Annotated in this window: 13 protein-coding genes and 2 pseudogenes; 5 read left to right on the top strand and 10 right to left on the bottom strand. The window is 75.2% G+C overall.

The annotated features are described in order from the left end of the window. Positions 1-279, top strand: a pseudogene (locus ABD353_RS37370) (hypothetical protein); the annotation flags it as partial. Between the two features lie 153 nt (positions 280-432). Further along, positions 433-1,623 carry an NAD(P)-dependent malic enzyme gene (locus ABD353_RS37365; protein ID WP_344628181.1) on the top strand — a complete coding sequence of 397 codons (1,191 nt, stop codon included), beginning with the start codon at positions 433-435 and terminating at the stop codon, positions 1,621-1,623. An 83-nt stretch (positions 1,624-1,706) separates the two neighbouring features. Here the strand turns inward: ABD353_RS37365 and ABD353_RS37360 are convergent, their stop codons facing one another. From ABD353_RS37360 to ABD353_RS37335, 6 genes are all read right to left on the bottom strand, one after another. Continuing rightward, entirely contained in the window at positions 1,707-2,897 is a 1,191-nt protein-coding gene (locus ABD353_RS37360; RefSeq protein WP_344628180.1) for a phenylacetate--CoA ligase family protein, read from the bottom strand. A gap of 95 nt (positions 2,898-2,992) precedes the next feature. Further along, the gene (locus ABD353_RS37355) at positions 2,993-3,661 is read right to left on the bottom strand and encodes a TetR family transcriptional regulator (RefSeq protein WP_344628179.1); all 669 of its coding nucleotides are present in this window, start codon (positions 3,659-3,661) and stop codon (positions 2,993-2,995) included. 391 nt (positions 3,662-4,052) lie between these two features. Beyond that, the gene (locus ABD353_RS37350; RefSeq protein WP_344628178.1) at positions 4,053-4,676 is read right to left on the bottom strand and encodes a ScbR family autoregulator-binding transcription factor; all 624 of its coding nucleotides are present in this window, start codon (positions 4,674-4,676) and stop codon (positions 4,053-4,055) included. 261 nt (positions 4,677-4,937) lie between these two features. Then, positions 4,938-5,708, bottom strand: a complete 771-nt coding sequence (locus tag ABD353_RS37345) for a glucose 1-dehydrogenase (protein ID WP_344628177.1) — start codon at positions 5,706-5,708, stop codon at positions 4,938-4,940. 211 nt (positions 5,709-5,919) lie between these two features. Further along, a complete protein-coding gene (locus ABD353_RS37340; RefSeq protein WP_344628176.1) occupies positions 5,920-6,726 on the bottom strand; it encodes a putative quinol monooxygenase in 807 nt (268 codons plus the stop codon). Between the two features lie 672 nt (positions 6,727-7,398). Beyond that, positions 7,399-8,469 carry an aldo/keto reductase gene (locus ABD353_RS37335; RefSeq protein WP_344628175.1) on the bottom strand — a complete coding sequence of 357 codons (1,071 nt, stop codon included), beginning with the start codon at positions 8,467-8,469 and terminating at the stop codon, positions 7,399-7,401. A gap of 226 nt (positions 8,470-8,695) precedes the next feature. Here ABD353_RS37335 and ABD353_RS37330 point away from each other — a divergent pair, with 226 nt between their 5' ends. The 3 genes from ABD353_RS37330 to ABD353_RS37320 all read left to right on the top strand — a co-directional run bounded on the left by ABD353_RS37330 (position 8,696) and on the right by ABD353_RS37320 (position 10,870). Then, a complete protein-coding gene (locus tag ABD353_RS37330) occupies positions 8,696-9,016 on the top strand; it encodes a putative quinol monooxygenase (RefSeq protein WP_344628174.1) in 321 nt (106 codons plus the stop codon). Further along, the gene (locus ABD353_RS37325) at positions 9,013-9,885 is read left to right on the top strand and encodes an NAD(P)-dependent oxidoreductase (protein ID WP_344628173.1); all 873 of its coding nucleotides are present in this window, start codon (positions 9,013-9,015) and stop codon (positions 9,883-9,885) included. Before ABD353_RS37330 ends, ABD353_RS37325 begins: the two co-directional genes overlap by 4 nt. A 76-nt stretch (positions 9,886-9,961) precedes the next feature. Beyond that, on the top strand, positions 9,962-10,870 hold the full coding sequence (locus tag ABD353_RS37320; RefSeq protein WP_344628172.1) for a zinc-binding dehydrogenase: 909 nt from the start codon (positions 9,962-9,964) through the stop codon (positions 10,868-10,870). A 265-nt stretch (positions 10,871-11,135) separates the two neighbouring features. On the opposite strand, the gene ABD353_RS37315 is transcribed toward ABD353_RS37320, so the two are convergent. From ABD353_RS37315 to ABD353_RS37300, 4 genes and pseudogenes are all read right to left on the bottom strand, one after another. Beyond that, on the bottom strand, positions 11,136-11,729 hold the full coding sequence (locus ABD353_RS37315) for a GTP-binding protein (RefSeq protein ID WP_344628171.1): 594 nt from the start codon (positions 11,727-11,729) through the stop codon (positions 11,136-11,138). Next, positions 11,710-12,138 (bottom strand): DUF742 domain-containing protein, encoded by a 429-nt coding sequence (locus ABD353_RS37310; RefSeq protein ID WP_425555333.1) that lies wholly within the window; start codon positions 12,136-12,138, stop codon positions 11,710-11,712. The genes ABD353_RS37315 and ABD353_RS37310 overlap by 20 nt, the downstream gene beginning before the upstream one ends. A gap of 5 nt (positions 12,139-12,143) precedes the next feature. Next, on the bottom strand, positions 12,144-12,554 hold the full coding sequence (locus ABD353_RS37305; RefSeq protein ID WP_344628170.1) for a roadblock/LC7 domain-containing protein: 411 nt from the start codon (positions 12,552-12,554) through the stop codon (positions 12,144-12,146). After that, positions 12,551-12,809, bottom strand: a pseudogene (locus ABD353_RS37300) (hypothetical protein); the annotation flags it as partial. The pseudogene ABD353_RS37300 and the gene ABD353_RS37305, both read right to left, overlap by 4 nt.

Below are 12,809 nucleotides of genomic sequence, written 5' to 3'. Positions count from 1 at the left end.
GTGGATCAGACCGGGGCGCACCGCGTTGACCCGGATGCCCTCGCCGCCGCCGGCCCGGCCGGACTCGCCGCCGAACTGGCCCGCCGCACCGCCGGCCGCCCCGGGGTGCGGACCGCCCGCGCCCTGCTGCCCGCCGCCGCCCGGCACACCGGCTGCCACCGGCCCGGCTACTACCTCGTCCGCCCCGACGGGCACATCGCCGCCCACGGCCACGCCCGCGACCTCGACCGCCTCGGCGCCGAACTCACCGCCCAGCTCGGCCCGGCCGCCCGCGGCTGAGACACCGGCGGGCACGCCCGCCGACCGCCGCACCCGCGCCCGGCCGCCGTCCCGGCCGGGCCCGCCCGCGGCCCCTTCGCACCTCACCGGCCCCAGTCGGCGCTCCACCCGCGACGGGGAACCGCCCCGTCCACACCCTCCCGGAGGACCCTGATGACCGACCTCGCCCCGCCCGTGGACCCGATCGTGCCGTTCCTGGAGCCGGTCTTCGACCTGCACCGCGGCGGCAAGCTGGAGACCCGCTCGACCGTGCCGCTGCGCGGCGCCGACGACCTGTCGCTCGCCTACACCCCCGGGGTCGCCCGGGTCTGCACCGCCATCGCCGAACACCCGGAGCTGGCCCACGAGTTCACCTGGGCGGCGAACACCGTCGCGGTGGTCAGCGACGGCACCGCCGTGCTCGGCCTCGGCGACATCGGCCCGGCCGCGGCCCTGCCGGTGATGGAGGGCAAGGCCCTGCTGTTCAAGGAGTTCGCCGGCGTGGACGCGGTGCCGATCTGCCTCGGCACCACCGACACCGAGGCGCTGATCGCCACCGTGCGGCACCTCGCGCCGAGCTTCGGCGGCATCAACCTGGAGGACATCAGCGCCCCGCGCTGCTTCGAGATCGAGGAGCGCCTGCGCGCCGAACTCGACATCCCGGTCTTCCACGACGACCAGCACGGCACCGCCGTGGTCGCCCTCGCCGCCCTGCGCAACGCCGCCCGGGTGACCGGACGGCCGCTGTCGGAGATGCGCGCCGTGGTCGCGGGTGCGGGCGCCTCCGGCGTCGCCGTCAGCCGGATCCTGCTCGCCGCCGGGATCGGGGACATCGCGGTCGGCGACAGCAAGGGCCTGCTGCACCCCGGCCGGACCGACCTCAACCCGGTGAAGGCCGCACTCGCCGCCGACAGCAACCGGGCCGGCCACCGGGGTTCGATCGAGGGGGCGCTGCGCGGCGCCGACGTGTTCATCGGGCTCTCCGGGGCGACGGTCGCCGAGTCGGCGGTGGCCGCGATGGCCCCGGACGCGGTCGTCTTCGCGCTCTCCAACCCGACCCCGGAGATCGAGCCGTCCGTCGCCCGCCGGTACGCCGCCGTGGTGGCCACCGGCCGCAGCGACCACCCCAACCAGATCAACAACGTGCTCGCCTTCCCCGGGATCTTCCGCGGCGCCCTGGACGTCCGGGCGCGCACCGTCACCGAGGGCATGAAGCTCGCGGCGGCCGCGGCCATCGCCGAGGTGGTGGCCGACGAGCTGTCCGCGGACCGGATCGTCCCCAGCCCCTTCGACCCCCGGGTGGCCCCCGCCGTGGCCTCGGCCGTGGCCGCCGAAGCCCGCTCCGCCGGAGTGGCCCGCCGCTGACCGCCCCACCGGCGGGGCCGGACACCGAACGGCCCGGGGCCGGACCGCCCGTCGGCGGTCCGGCCCCAGGTCCTCCGCGCAGCTCAGGCCGCGGGCACCGCCGCGGCGACGACCTCGAACGCGTCGGGTGCGCCGGCCACGGCCTGGCGCAGGGTCAGGTGCCGGGCGAGGACGCACTCCCGCACCCAGTCGCACAGGTACCGGTCCGAGGCCGCGCCCGCGACCGTGCGGACGGAAAGCTGCAGTCGCTCGGTGGGCAGCCCGGCGTCGAGCACCTCGGCCTCGGCCGCCGCGACCTCCTCCACCGAGGCGGCCAGTGCGACGAGTTCGGCCCGGCCGAAGCGGGCGCCGCGGAAGGACAGGACGTCCGCCGAGCGGCCGCGGACCCGCACCCCCGGCTGCGGGGCGCCGCACGGGCAGTCGGCGAACTCGCCGGTGTCGCCGGTGCGGTAGCGCACCAGCGGGGTGACGGCCAGCTCGTGCAGGGTGCTGACCAGGATCTCGCCGTCCACCAGCTCGACGTACTGGTGCGGCAGCGGGTGGAAGACGTCGCGGGCGCAGCGCGGCCCGTTGCAGCCGATCGCCCAGGTCTCGACCGAGCCGTACAGGCCCCAGACGGCGGCGTCGGGGAGGACCTCGGCGAGCAGCCGGGCGGTGGCGCCGTCCAGGCCGACGCCCACCCAGAGCAGGGTGCGCAGCCAGGCCGGGCGGCGGCCGGTGAGCCGGCAGTGTTCGAGCAGGGCGCGCAGGGTGGGGGTGTCCGCGGCGAGCGCGGTGGCGCCGCACTGCTCGAAGAAGTCGACGAGGCGGCCGAGGTCGTCGGTGTCGGGGGTGCCGTAGGGGATGGCGGAGCAGCCGGAGAGTGCGGCGAGCGCGTTGCACAGGTCGTGGACCGGCCAGAGCCGGGTGCCGCGGGAGAGGTTGAGCAGGACGTCGCCGGGGGCGAGCGGGGACCAGGCGCGCTGGATGTCTCCGGCGAACAGGCAGCTCGGCACCAGGGTCGCGGAGGGTTCGGCGGTGGTGCCGCCGCCGAGGTAGAGCACGGCGCCGCGGTCCTTGGCGAGGCCGTCGCGGACACCGGACCAGACCGCCGCGCGGAGTTCGTCGGCGGAGAGCGGGTCGAGGACGCGGAGGTCGGCGGGGCGGCCGCCCGCCGCGCCGCGGTATTTCTCCGCGAGGCCGGGAAAGCCGACGGCCCGGTCCAGGAGCGCCCGGACCTGCGGTGCGGTCGGTTCGGCCGCCCCGGCCGCAAATCCCCCCGTCTGCAGTGACATGCGCCGCGTCCTTTCACGAATCGACGGTTTTCCGAGGCGTGCACGCACGTTCCACGCATCGGTAGGAACGATTCAAGAACCGACCGACCGGTTTGTCAATTGCCGAGGTCAGCGGACACGGCTCCGCAGTCCGCGGCCAGGAACGGACAGCCGTCGGCGGGCGGCGCGGCGAGCCCGGGCAGCACCGCCCCCCAGAGCCGGGCGACCATCTCGGTACGGCTGACGCCCGCGTTGCGCTCGCAGATGAGCAGCACGCCGGCGGCCATCGCGGTCAGCGCCATCGCCGCCTCCTCCGGCACCACGCCCTCGCGGAGTTCGCCGCGGTCCGCCGCGGAGGCGAGCAGCGCGCCGATCGGCGCCATCCACTCGGGCGGCCCGCCGCCGGCCGCCAGCGCGAAGCCCTCGGCGCTGTCGAGCCGGACGCCGGAGCGGCAGACCGGGTCGCGGTCCAGCAGTCCGGCGACGGCCACCGCGACGTCCACCACGGCGTCCAGACCTGCGCCGGGGCCGTGCGCGGCCACGCACTCGGCGGTCAGCCGGCGCAGCTCGCAGCGGGCCTCGGCGCGCACCGCCTCGATCAGCTCACCCTTGGAGCGGAAGTGGTAGTACAGCGCCCCCTTGGACACCCCGGCGGCCCGGCTGATCGCGTCCAGGCCCGGCAGCGCGTCGCCGCCCAGCACCTCCACCGCCGACTCGTCCAGCGCCGTGGCGGCGGCGACGATCAAGCTCCGCCTGGTCCGTTCGGCGCGCTCCTGACTGGGCACGGCACCCACCTCTCCTCTGCTTCCCACAACCGCGCTCCGGCCTCCGCGGGCGGTCCGACCGGGCCCGCAGGCCCGGTCGCGGCTCCCGCCGCGGAGTGAAACCGACCGAAGTCGCTGTTATATAAGTATCAAATGACCAGATCACGACAAGTATTTCCCCCGGCGCCGAGCCCATTCGGGAAATCACGAAGACGGCACAGACTCGCCGCATCGGACGGCTCGACGGGCCGGTGACGGCCGGGGCGGGGGGATATCCGGGGAACGCGGGGAACGCCGGGGAAGCGCCGGAATCCTCGGGACACCGGGCGGAACGGGGAGCGGCGGGGCGGCGCCCGGCAGCGTGTGCGCCGCAGGGCCGCCGGGGCCGGAGCCGGAGCCGAGGTGCGGGGCGTCAGCCGGCCGGCACCGGCTCGGGCGCGGTCAGCCGGAGGCGGCCGATCCACTCCGGCACGGCCAGGCCCGGCAGGATGAACGCCCAGAGCTCGGCGAGCCGCTCCTCGAGGTCCTCGCGGCGGGTGAACACCTGGGACACGATCTGGGTGCCGGTGAAGGAACTGATGACGAACCGGGCGGCGGCGTCGACGTCCAGGTCGAGCCGGACGGAGCCCTCGCCCTGGGCGCGCAGCAGCAGGGTGCGGACCAGGTCGATCGAGGCGACGTAGGGGCCCGGCGAGGGCTCGGAGAAGGAGCTCTCGATGGCGAGCCGGATGCTCGCCCGCACGGTCGGGCTCTCCCGCAGGGCCGCCGCCATCGCGTACGACACGTCGACGATGGCCTGCAGGAAGGGGCCGGTGGCGGTCGCGGCGCTCTCCAGGGTGCCGACCTCGGCGCCCTGGATCTCCTCCGCGATGGCCTCCTTGGACGGGAAGTGGAAGTACAGGGCGCCCTTGGTGACGCCGGCCCGGGCCAGGATCTCCGACACGCTCGCACCCGCGAAGCCGCTGTGGTCGAAGACTTCGGCCGCGGCCTCGACGATCCGTTGGCGCGTCCGCTCCGCCCTCTCCTGTCTCACCATGGCCATCCTCCCGACCTCGCAGCAGTTCGCAGCGCATCGTAGTGCACCGGCCGGTACAGCCGACGGTAAAACAGTCGATCCCGTAGGTTTGTTCCGGCGATTGGACGCCTGTGCACAGGCGGAACCGGGCCGGTCGCACCTGATGCCCTGACAGACATACGGACCGGTCGGTATGCAGAACGGCCCGCCCGGAAGTCCGGACGGGCCGTGCGGCGATCGGGCGTGCTGCGGACGTGCTGCGGGGCCCTGCCACCGTCGGGGTCAGCGCACGGTGTAGCCGCCGTCCACCGGCAGGACGGCGCCGGTGACGAAGGAGGCGCGGTCGCTGCAGAGCCAGGCGGCCGCCTCGGCGATCTCCTCCGGTGCGGCCGTCCGCGGCTGCGGGGTCGCCTCGTGCAGCCGGGCCTCGATGTCGGGCCGGATCGCCAGCCACTGCTCGATCATCTCCGACCTGGTGGTGCCCGGGGCCACCGCGTTGACCCGGATCCCCTGGGCTCCGTACTCGTTGGCCGCCGCCTTGGTCAGGCCGACGACCGCGTGCTTGGAGACCACGTACGGCGCGGCGACCGGGGTGGCGACCAGCCCGGCGACACTGCTGGTGTTGACGATCGCCCCGCCGCCGGCGGCCAGCATGGCGGGTATCTCGTGCCGCATGCAGGACCAGACGCCGCGCAGGTTCACGTCGATGATCCGGTCGAACACCTCCTGCTCCATCAGGTGCAGCGGGGTCTGCTCGGCGCCGTACCCGGCGTTGTTGAACGCGGCGTCGAGGCGGCCGTAGCGCGACACGGCCGCCTGCACCGCGCGGGCGACCTCGGCGTCCGAGGTCACGTCGGTGACGGCGTAGCAGGCCTCCAGCCCCTTGCCGGTGAGCTCGTCGACGAGGTCGGCGAGCTGCTGCTCGCGGCGGGCGGCGAGGACGACGGCCGCACCCTCGGCGGCGAAGACCCGCGCGGCGGCGGCACCGATCCCGCTGCTCGCGCCGGTGATCAGCGCGACCTTGCCGCTGAGCAGGGCATTCTGGACGGACATGGGCTCTCCCCCTGGGGTTCGCGGTCGGACACGGGACGGCGGGACACCGGCCCACGTACGGGTGCGGCGGTCCGGCGCCCCGCCCTCACGGGACCCCGGACCGCCGCACCCCGGACACCGCACAGCCTACGAACCACCGCTGACGGACGGTCAGGCGCAGTGGCTCCGGGTCGGGTGCGGGGCGGCCGGCACGCACCGCCGAAGGGTCTGCCTACGCCTTGCGGTTGGGGACGGACCAGCCGCCGGGCTTGTCGAATCCGGTGGTCGCCAGCGTGACGAAGAAGTGGGGACCGACGATGTGGCCCTTCGCGACCACGTCCAGGTAGGCGGCGGCCGGGGTGCCGTTCAGGTGGGCCGTGAAGGCCGCCTCGTCGGTGAAGGTCTCCAGGAAGACGAACCGGGTCGGGTCGGCCGGGTCCGGCACGAAGTGGAAGCCGAGGGTGCCGGGTTCGCCGGTCAGCGAGAGGTAGCCGTCCGCCTTCGCGACCTTGAGGAACTCCTCCCGGTACGCCGGCTGCACGTTGGTGAACTCGGCGACCACGGTGAAGACATGGCCGTCGTCGCCGCCGCTGGGCGCGACCCGGCCGGTGCCGTCGTCGGTCGCGAGCGAGTAGTTGGCCACGGTGGTGGCGGGGCCGGTGACGCCGAGGGCCGCGAGCAGGGCCGCGAAGTTCCGGGCGTAGGGGCCGCGGCGGTGGGCGCGGTGCGCGGCGGCGGAGGAGAAGGTCTCCGCGACGACGATCCGGTCCGGGTGGTCCGGGTCCGGCACGACGTGGACGCTCTCGGTGCCGGGCTCGTGGCGGCGGGAGGCGTAGCCCTCCTGCTGGGCGGCGGCGATGACGGTGTCGCGCGCGGCGGCCGGGATGTGCTCGTAGGCGGAGATCACCGTGTAGGCGACGCTGCTGTCGCCGAGGTTGGGCATGGTGTCACCGGAGCGGGCGGCCAGCGCCCCGGGGGCGGTGCCGGCCAGCAGGGCGGCGGCGAGGGCGACGGGGAGCAGGGCTCTGACGGGTCTCATGGGTGGACGTCCTTCCGGATGGGTGCGGTCGGGTGGGACCGGCCGCCCTGGGCGGGCGGCCGGAGTCGGTGGTGTGGGAGCCGGTGGTGCCGGAGTCGGCGCGCCGGAATCGGTGGTGCCGGACGGAGCGCGGCAGCGGGCCGCAGCGAGTGCGGCGGGGGCAGCAGGCACGTCGGGCGTTCGGGCCTGGGCGGTCGGTGCCGCCACGAGCCGCGGAGTGTTCACACGGCGGGCGGGGCCGCGGCCTGCGCGGGAATCCCGACGGGCCCGTGCGGGCCGCGTCCGCCCGGGCCTTCGCGGACGGGTCGTCCGGACGGCCCGTCACGCCCGGTCCGTCACGCCCGGTCCCGGCCGGCTGCCCCGGGGCCGGGCTCCGCCCGCAGATCGCGCGGCGGCTCGCAGAGGTGAATCGTGCGCACCCGGCCGGTCGGGTCCTCACCGTCCTGCGCGTCTCCCGGCTGCGGGGCCGGACCGGAGAACGGAACGCCGGGGTGCGGCGTACGGCGTGCGGCCTGCGGCGTGCGGGGTCTGGGCGGCGGGGGGCGCTCCCGGCGGGCCCCCCCCCGGGCGGGCGCCCCCCGCCGGGGGGGGGGGGGGCGGGACCGCCCCCTCCCGGGGCCGCCGCCGCCGCGACGGGGGACGCGGCAGCGGACGGATCAGGCCGGGGTCGGATCAGGCCGGGTAGACGTCGCCGGGCAGCTTGCGGTCGGCGCCGACGGTGGCGATGTGCCAGTAGGGGTACGGGACGCGGGCCTCGCTCACCTTGTCCAGGGCGGCCGCCTCGTCGGCGGAGAGTTCCCACTCCATCGCCTTGAGGTTGTCCTCCAGCTGGTGGAGCTTGGTCGCGCCGATCACCGCGGAGGTGATCTGCGGCCGGGACAGCACCCAGTTGATGGCGACCTGGGCGACGGTGGCGCCGCGCGCCTCGGCGATCCGGGCCATCTCGTCGACGATGTCGTACGCCTGCTCCTGGTCGGTGAGCGGCGCGGACTCGGCGGGGGTGGCCTCGGCGAGCCGGCTGCCCGCGGGGCGGCCCTCGCCGCGGCGGTACTTGCCGGTGAGGAAGCCGCCGGCGAGCGGGCTCCAGGCGGTGATGCCGACCTTCTGGTCCTGGGCCAGCGGGATGATCTCCCACTCCAGGTCGCGGGCACCGAGGTTGTAGTAGCCCTGGTAGCAGACGAAGCGCTCCAGGTTGCGGCGCTCGGAGACGGAGAGCGCCTTCATCAGCTGCCAGGCGGCGAAGTTGGAGACGCCGATGTAGCGGACCTTGCCGGAGCGGACGAGGTCGTCGAGCACCCGGAGGGTCTCGTCGAGCGAGGTCCGCGGGTCGAAGCCGTGCAGGTGGTAGAGGTCGATGTAGTCGGTGCGCAGCCGGCGCAGGCTCGCGTCGACGGCCGCGTTGAGGTGGTGGCGGGTCGAGCCGAAGTCGTTCGGGCCGTCGCCGTCCACCCGCCAGCGGCCCTTGGTGCCGATGACCACGCGGTCGCGGACCTTCGACAGCGTCTGGCCGAAGAACTCCTCTCCCATGCCGTTCTTGTAGACGTCCGCGGTGTCGAAGAAGTTGATGCCGGAGTCCAGCGCGAGGTCCATCAGGCGGTGCACGTCCTGGTCCTGGACGGTGCCGAACTCGGACCAGTTGCGGTCGGGCGCCCCGAGGAAGGAGGCACCTCCGCCGAAGGTCATCGCGCCGAAGCAGAGCTCGGACACGGCCAGGCCGGTGTCGCCCAGGTAGCGGTAGCGCATCGGGGGTCTCCCTGTCGGTTCGTGGAACGGCGCCCCTGTCCCGGGGCAGCCACTGTAAGACTCGGGAAGACCATAAGATGTCGAATATCTATCGTCAAGCCGAAGGTGATGAAAGAACCTCCACTGCCATCAGGTATCGAATGGTGCTACGGTTTCGATCCGAGCGCGCATGACGGATCGTCATGCGCACCGCCAACTCGGCGGTGAACAACCGGAGGAGAGCACCATGAGCACTGTGACCGTGGTCGGCCGGGCCGTCGCCAAGCCCGGCAAGCGGGACGAACTGGAGCGCCGCCTGCGTGCGGTGATCGTCCCGACGCACGCGGAGGAGGAGAGCATTCACTACTCCATGCACCAGGACCTGGACGACCCCGACGTGTTCCTCGCCATCGAGCGCTGGCCCGGCCGCGAGGCGCTGGAGCGCCACCTCGGCACCCCGCACCTGACCGAACTCGCCGGACTCCTCGACGACCTGCTCGCCGAGCCGCTGGAGCTGCGGGTGCTCGGCCAGCTGCACGAGGGCGACTCCCCCAAGGGCGTGCTGTGAGCCGCACGGCCGTGGCCGTGCTCGGCACCGGCATCATGGGCGCCGGCATGGCCCGCAGCCTGTGCCGGGCCGGCCTCGACGTCCGGGTGTGGAACCGCACCCGCTCCGCCGCCGAACCGCTGGCCGCCGCGGGCGCGGCGGGCGCCGGCACCCCCGCCGAGGCGGTGCGCGGCGCCGACGTCGTGATCACCATGCTCACCGACGGCCCAACCGTGCTGGAGGTCGTCCGGTCGGCCGCCGACGGGCTGACGGCCGGGCAGGTCTGGCTGCAGACCTCCACGGTGGGCCCGAGCGGCTTCGCCCCGCTCGCCGCGTTCGCCGCCGAGCACGGCCTCGACCTGGTCGACGCCCCCGTCCTGGGCACCCGGCAGCCCGCCGAGGCCGGCCGGCTGGTGGTCTTCGCGGCCGGCTCGCAGCGCGCCCGCGCCACCGCCGTCCACGTGCTGGCGGCGGGCGCCGACCGCACCGTCTGGCTGGCCGACGACCCGGCGGGCGCGGCCGCCTCCCGGCTGAAGCTGGTCGTCAACAGCTGGGTGCTGGCCACCGCCACCGGCGCCGCCGAGGCGATCGCCCTGGCCGAGGGCCTCGGCCTGGACGCCCGGGTGTTCGCCGAGACCGTCGCCGGCGGCGGCCTCGACAGTCCCTACCTGCAGGGCAAGGCCGCGGCCGTCGCCGCCGGGGACTTCTCCCCCGCCTTCGGCCTGGCCACCGCGGCGAAGGACGCCCGGCTGATCCTCGCCGAGGCCGAGGCCGCCGGGCTGCGGCTGGACATGGCGGCGGCCGTCGCCACCCGCTTCGCCCGCGCCGTCGAGCAGGGCCACGGCGGCAAGGACCTCGCCGCCACCTACCTGGTCAGCACCGACGGCTGACCGGCACCCGCACCACCGCACCGCACCGCACCGCACCGCACCGCACCGACCAACCCACGAGTCCGAGGGACACCGCATGCGCGCGATCGTCAACACCCCTGCCACCGGTGACGTGGCCTTCCGCGAGGTCGCCGAACCCACCGCGGCCGCCGGCGACGTCCTCGTCGACGTCAAGGCGTTCTCCGTCAACCGCGGCGAGATCCTCAACCTGCCCACCAACGACGAGGGCTGGCGGCCCGGCTGGGACGTCGCCGGCGTGGTCGCGGAGACCGCGAACGGCTTCACCGCCGGCCAGCGCGTGGTGGCGCTCTCGCTCGCCGACGGTTCCTGGGCCGAGCGGATCGCCGTGCCGGCCGGCTTCGTCGCCGCCCTGCCGGACACCGTCGGCTTCGCGGAGGCCGCCACCCTGCCGGTCGCCGCGCTCACCGCGCTGCGTCTGGTCCGCGAGTCCGGCACCCTGCTCGGCCGGCGGGTGCTGGTCACCGGTGCGGCGGGCGGCGTCGGCCGGATCCTCGTCCAGCTGGCCGCCGCGGCCGGCGCGGAGGTCACCGCCGTCGCCCGCAACACCGAACGCGCCAAGGGCCTCACCGAGCTGGGCGCCACCGCCGTGGTCACCGACCCGGCCGAGGCCGAGGGCCCCTTCGCGGTGGTGTACGAGGCCGCAGGCGGTACCTCGCTCACCGCGGCGCTGGAGCTGGTCGGCCCCGGCGGCACCGTGTTCAGCTACGGCAACTCCTCCGGCGAGGACACCCCGGTCTCCTTCTTCCGCTTCTTCGGCGGGCACGAGCAGGCCGTCCTGCGGCACTTCGTCTTCGTCACCGGCGCACCGGTGGACGAGGACCTCGCCACGCTGGCCCGGCTGGTCGGCGCGGGGTCGCTCTCGGTGGAGATCGCCTACCGCGAGGACTGGGAGCGGATCAACGAGGCGCTCGCCGCCGTCCGCGAGCGCCGGGTGGCCGGCAAGGCCGTGCTCACCGTCGGCTGACTCCCGGCGGCTGACTCCCGGCCACCGGTCGGCCCCTCACCACCGGTCGGCACCAGACCGGTGGCCCCTGACCGGTCGGCTGCCGGCCGCCGGCCGACTCCTCACGTCGGGGGGCGGGCCCGGGTCCCCGCCCCCCGGCTCCCCGCCGACACCCGCCGCTGAGGCGGCGCGGGCCGGGACGGCCGGCGGCACGGAACGCGGGACGGGAGGCTGCGGTGCCTCCCGTCCCGCTCCGGTGCCGCCGGCCGTCCCGGCCCGCGCCGCCTCAGCGGCGGGTGTCGGCGAGCAGCCGGGCGGCGTGCACCCGGCCCGCGTGCTCCACCAGATCGACCAGCACCTGCTTGCCGGACGCCCGCCGCCGGGCGTCGCAGGCCACCACCGGGGTGTCCGGGTCGAGGTCGAGCGCGCGGGCCACCTCCTTCGGGCCGAAGTCCCGGGTGCCGGCGAAGCGGTTCACCGCGACGACGAACGGGATGCCCCGGTGCTCGAAGAAGTCCACCGCCGGGAAGCAGTCCGTCAGCCGCCGGGTGTCGGCGAGCACCACCGCGCCGAGCGCGCCCTGCGCCAGCTCGTCCCAGAGGAACCAGAACCGGTCCTGGCCGGGGGTGCCGAAGAGGTAGACCGACAGGCCCTCGCGGATGGTGATCCGGCCGAAGTCCATCGCCACCGTGGTGGTGGTCTTCTGCTCCACTCCGCCCAGGTCGTCCACGCCGCGGCCGGCCGCGGTCAGCTGTTCCTCGGTGCGCAGCGGCCGGATCTCGCTGACCGAGCCGACCAGCGTCGTCTTGCCGACCCCGAAGCCCCCGGCGACCAGGATCTTCAGGGCGAGCACGGAGCCGTCAGAGTGCGCGGAGTCCATTGATGACCTCCTGGAGGATGTGCTCGTCGGGGAGCAGGGCGGGCGGGACGGGCCGGCTGACCCGGATGTACTCGGCGTCCAGCAGGTCGCCGAGCAGCACCCGCACCACGCCGAGCGGCAGGTCGACGTCGGCGGCGATCTCCGCGACGGAGAGCGCGTTGCCGCGGCAGAGGTCGAGGATGACGGCCTGTTCGGGGCCGACCGGCACCTCGACGCCCTCGGGGACGTCGCCGACCACCAGGGCGATCAGGTCGAACTCCGCCCCGGCCGGCCGGGTGCGGCCCTTGGTCATCGCGTACGGCCGGACCATCGGGCCGGCCGCGTCGTCGTACCACTGGACGGGCTCGTCGGGCGGCGGCGGGTAGCCGAACGGACTGCCCGGCAGGTAGCGGCGCGGCGGGTACGGCATCGGTCTCAGCCCCCCGCCGTACTGCGCGGCGCCGCGTACAGGTGCTCGCCGACCCGGCGCACCAGCCGGGCCATCTCGTAGGCGATCAGCCCGAGGTCGGCGGCGGCGCTGGAGAAGACGGCGAGGCAGGTGCCCTGGCCGGCGGCGGCCACGAAGAGGTAGCCGTGCTCCAGCTCGACCATGGTCTGCCGGACTTCGCCGGCCTCGAAGTGCCGGCCGGCGCCCTTGGCCAGGCTGTGGAAGCCGGAGGCGACCGCGGCCAGGTGCTCGCCGTCCTCCCGGCCGAGCCCTGCGGAGGTGCCCATCGCCAGGCCGTCCGCGGAGAGCATCACGGCGAACCTCACCTCGGCGACCCGGGCGACGAGTTCGTCGAGCAGCCAGTTGAGCTCGCCCGCGTGGTGCGTGGTCCCGATCATCGGTGCTCTCCTCCGGTGGGGTTCGGTCGGATCGGTTGCTCGGTGGCGCCGCGGGCCCAGCCGCGCTGGAAGGCGGACATCGCGGCGCGGGCCTCCTCGGGGTTCCGGCCGGCCGGCGGACCGTCCCCGCGCGGTGCGGTCGGCGGCCGGACCGGGGCCTCGCGCAGCTGCGGGACGAGGCTGGCCTGCCGCACCCGGCGCGGCAGTTCGCCCTGCGCCACGCTCTCGCCGTCCGCGGCGACGGCGCGCTGCACC

The organism is Kitasatospora arboriphila (assembly GCF_039528095.1).
Taxonomy (GTDB): Bacteria; Actinomycetota; Actinomycetes; order Streptomycetales; family Streptomycetaceae; genus Kitasatospora; species Kitasatospora arboriphila.
Note: the sequence above shows the minus strand (reverse complement) of the source record. Positions and strands in the feature narration are given on the sequence as shown.

Coding starts and splice junctions, on each gene's coding strand:
- ABD353_RS37340 (WP_344628176.1), bottom strand. CDS start 6,726: ATGAGACCCGTCAGAGCCCTGCTCCCCGTCGCCCTCGCCGCCGCCCTG.
- ABD353_RS37320 (WP_344628172.1), top strand. CDS start 9,962: ATGCGCGCGATCGTCAACACCCCTGCCACCGGTGACGTGGCCTTCCGC.
- ABD353_RS37330 (WP_344628174.1), top strand. CDS start 8,696: ATGAGCACTGTGACCGTGGTCGGCCGGGCCGTCGCCAAGCCCGGCAAG.
- ABD353_RS37335 (WP_344628175.1), bottom strand. CDS start 8,469: ATGCGCTACCGCTACCTGGGCGACACCGGCCTGGCCGTGTCCGAGCTC.
- ABD353_RS37365 (WP_344628181.1), top strand. CDS start 433: ATGACCGACCTCGCCCCGCCCGTGGACCCGATCGTGCCGTTCCTGGAG.
- ABD353_RS37350 (WP_344628178.1), bottom strand. CDS start 4,676: ATGGTGAGACAGGAGAGGGCGGAGCGGACGCGCCAACGGATCGTCGAG.
- ABD353_RS37315 (WP_344628171.1), bottom strand. CDS start 11,729: ATGGACTCCGCGCACTCTGACGGCTCCGTGCTCGCCCTGAAGATCCTG.
- ABD353_RS37345 (WP_344628177.1), bottom strand. CDS start 5,708: ATGTCCGTCCAGAATGCCCTGCTCAGCGGCAAGGTCGCGCTGATCACC.
- ABD353_RS37310 (WP_425555333.1), bottom strand. CDS start 12,138: ATGCCGTACCCGCCGCGCCGCTACCTGCCGGGCAGTCCGTTCGGCTAC.
- ABD353_RS37360 (WP_344628180.1), bottom strand. CDS start 2,897: ATGTCACTGCAGACGGGGGGATTTGCGGCCGGGGCGGCCGAACCGACC.
- ABD353_RS37305 (WP_344628170.1), bottom strand. CDS start 12,554: ATGATCGGGACCACGCACCACGCGGGCGAGCTCAACTGGCTGCTCGAC.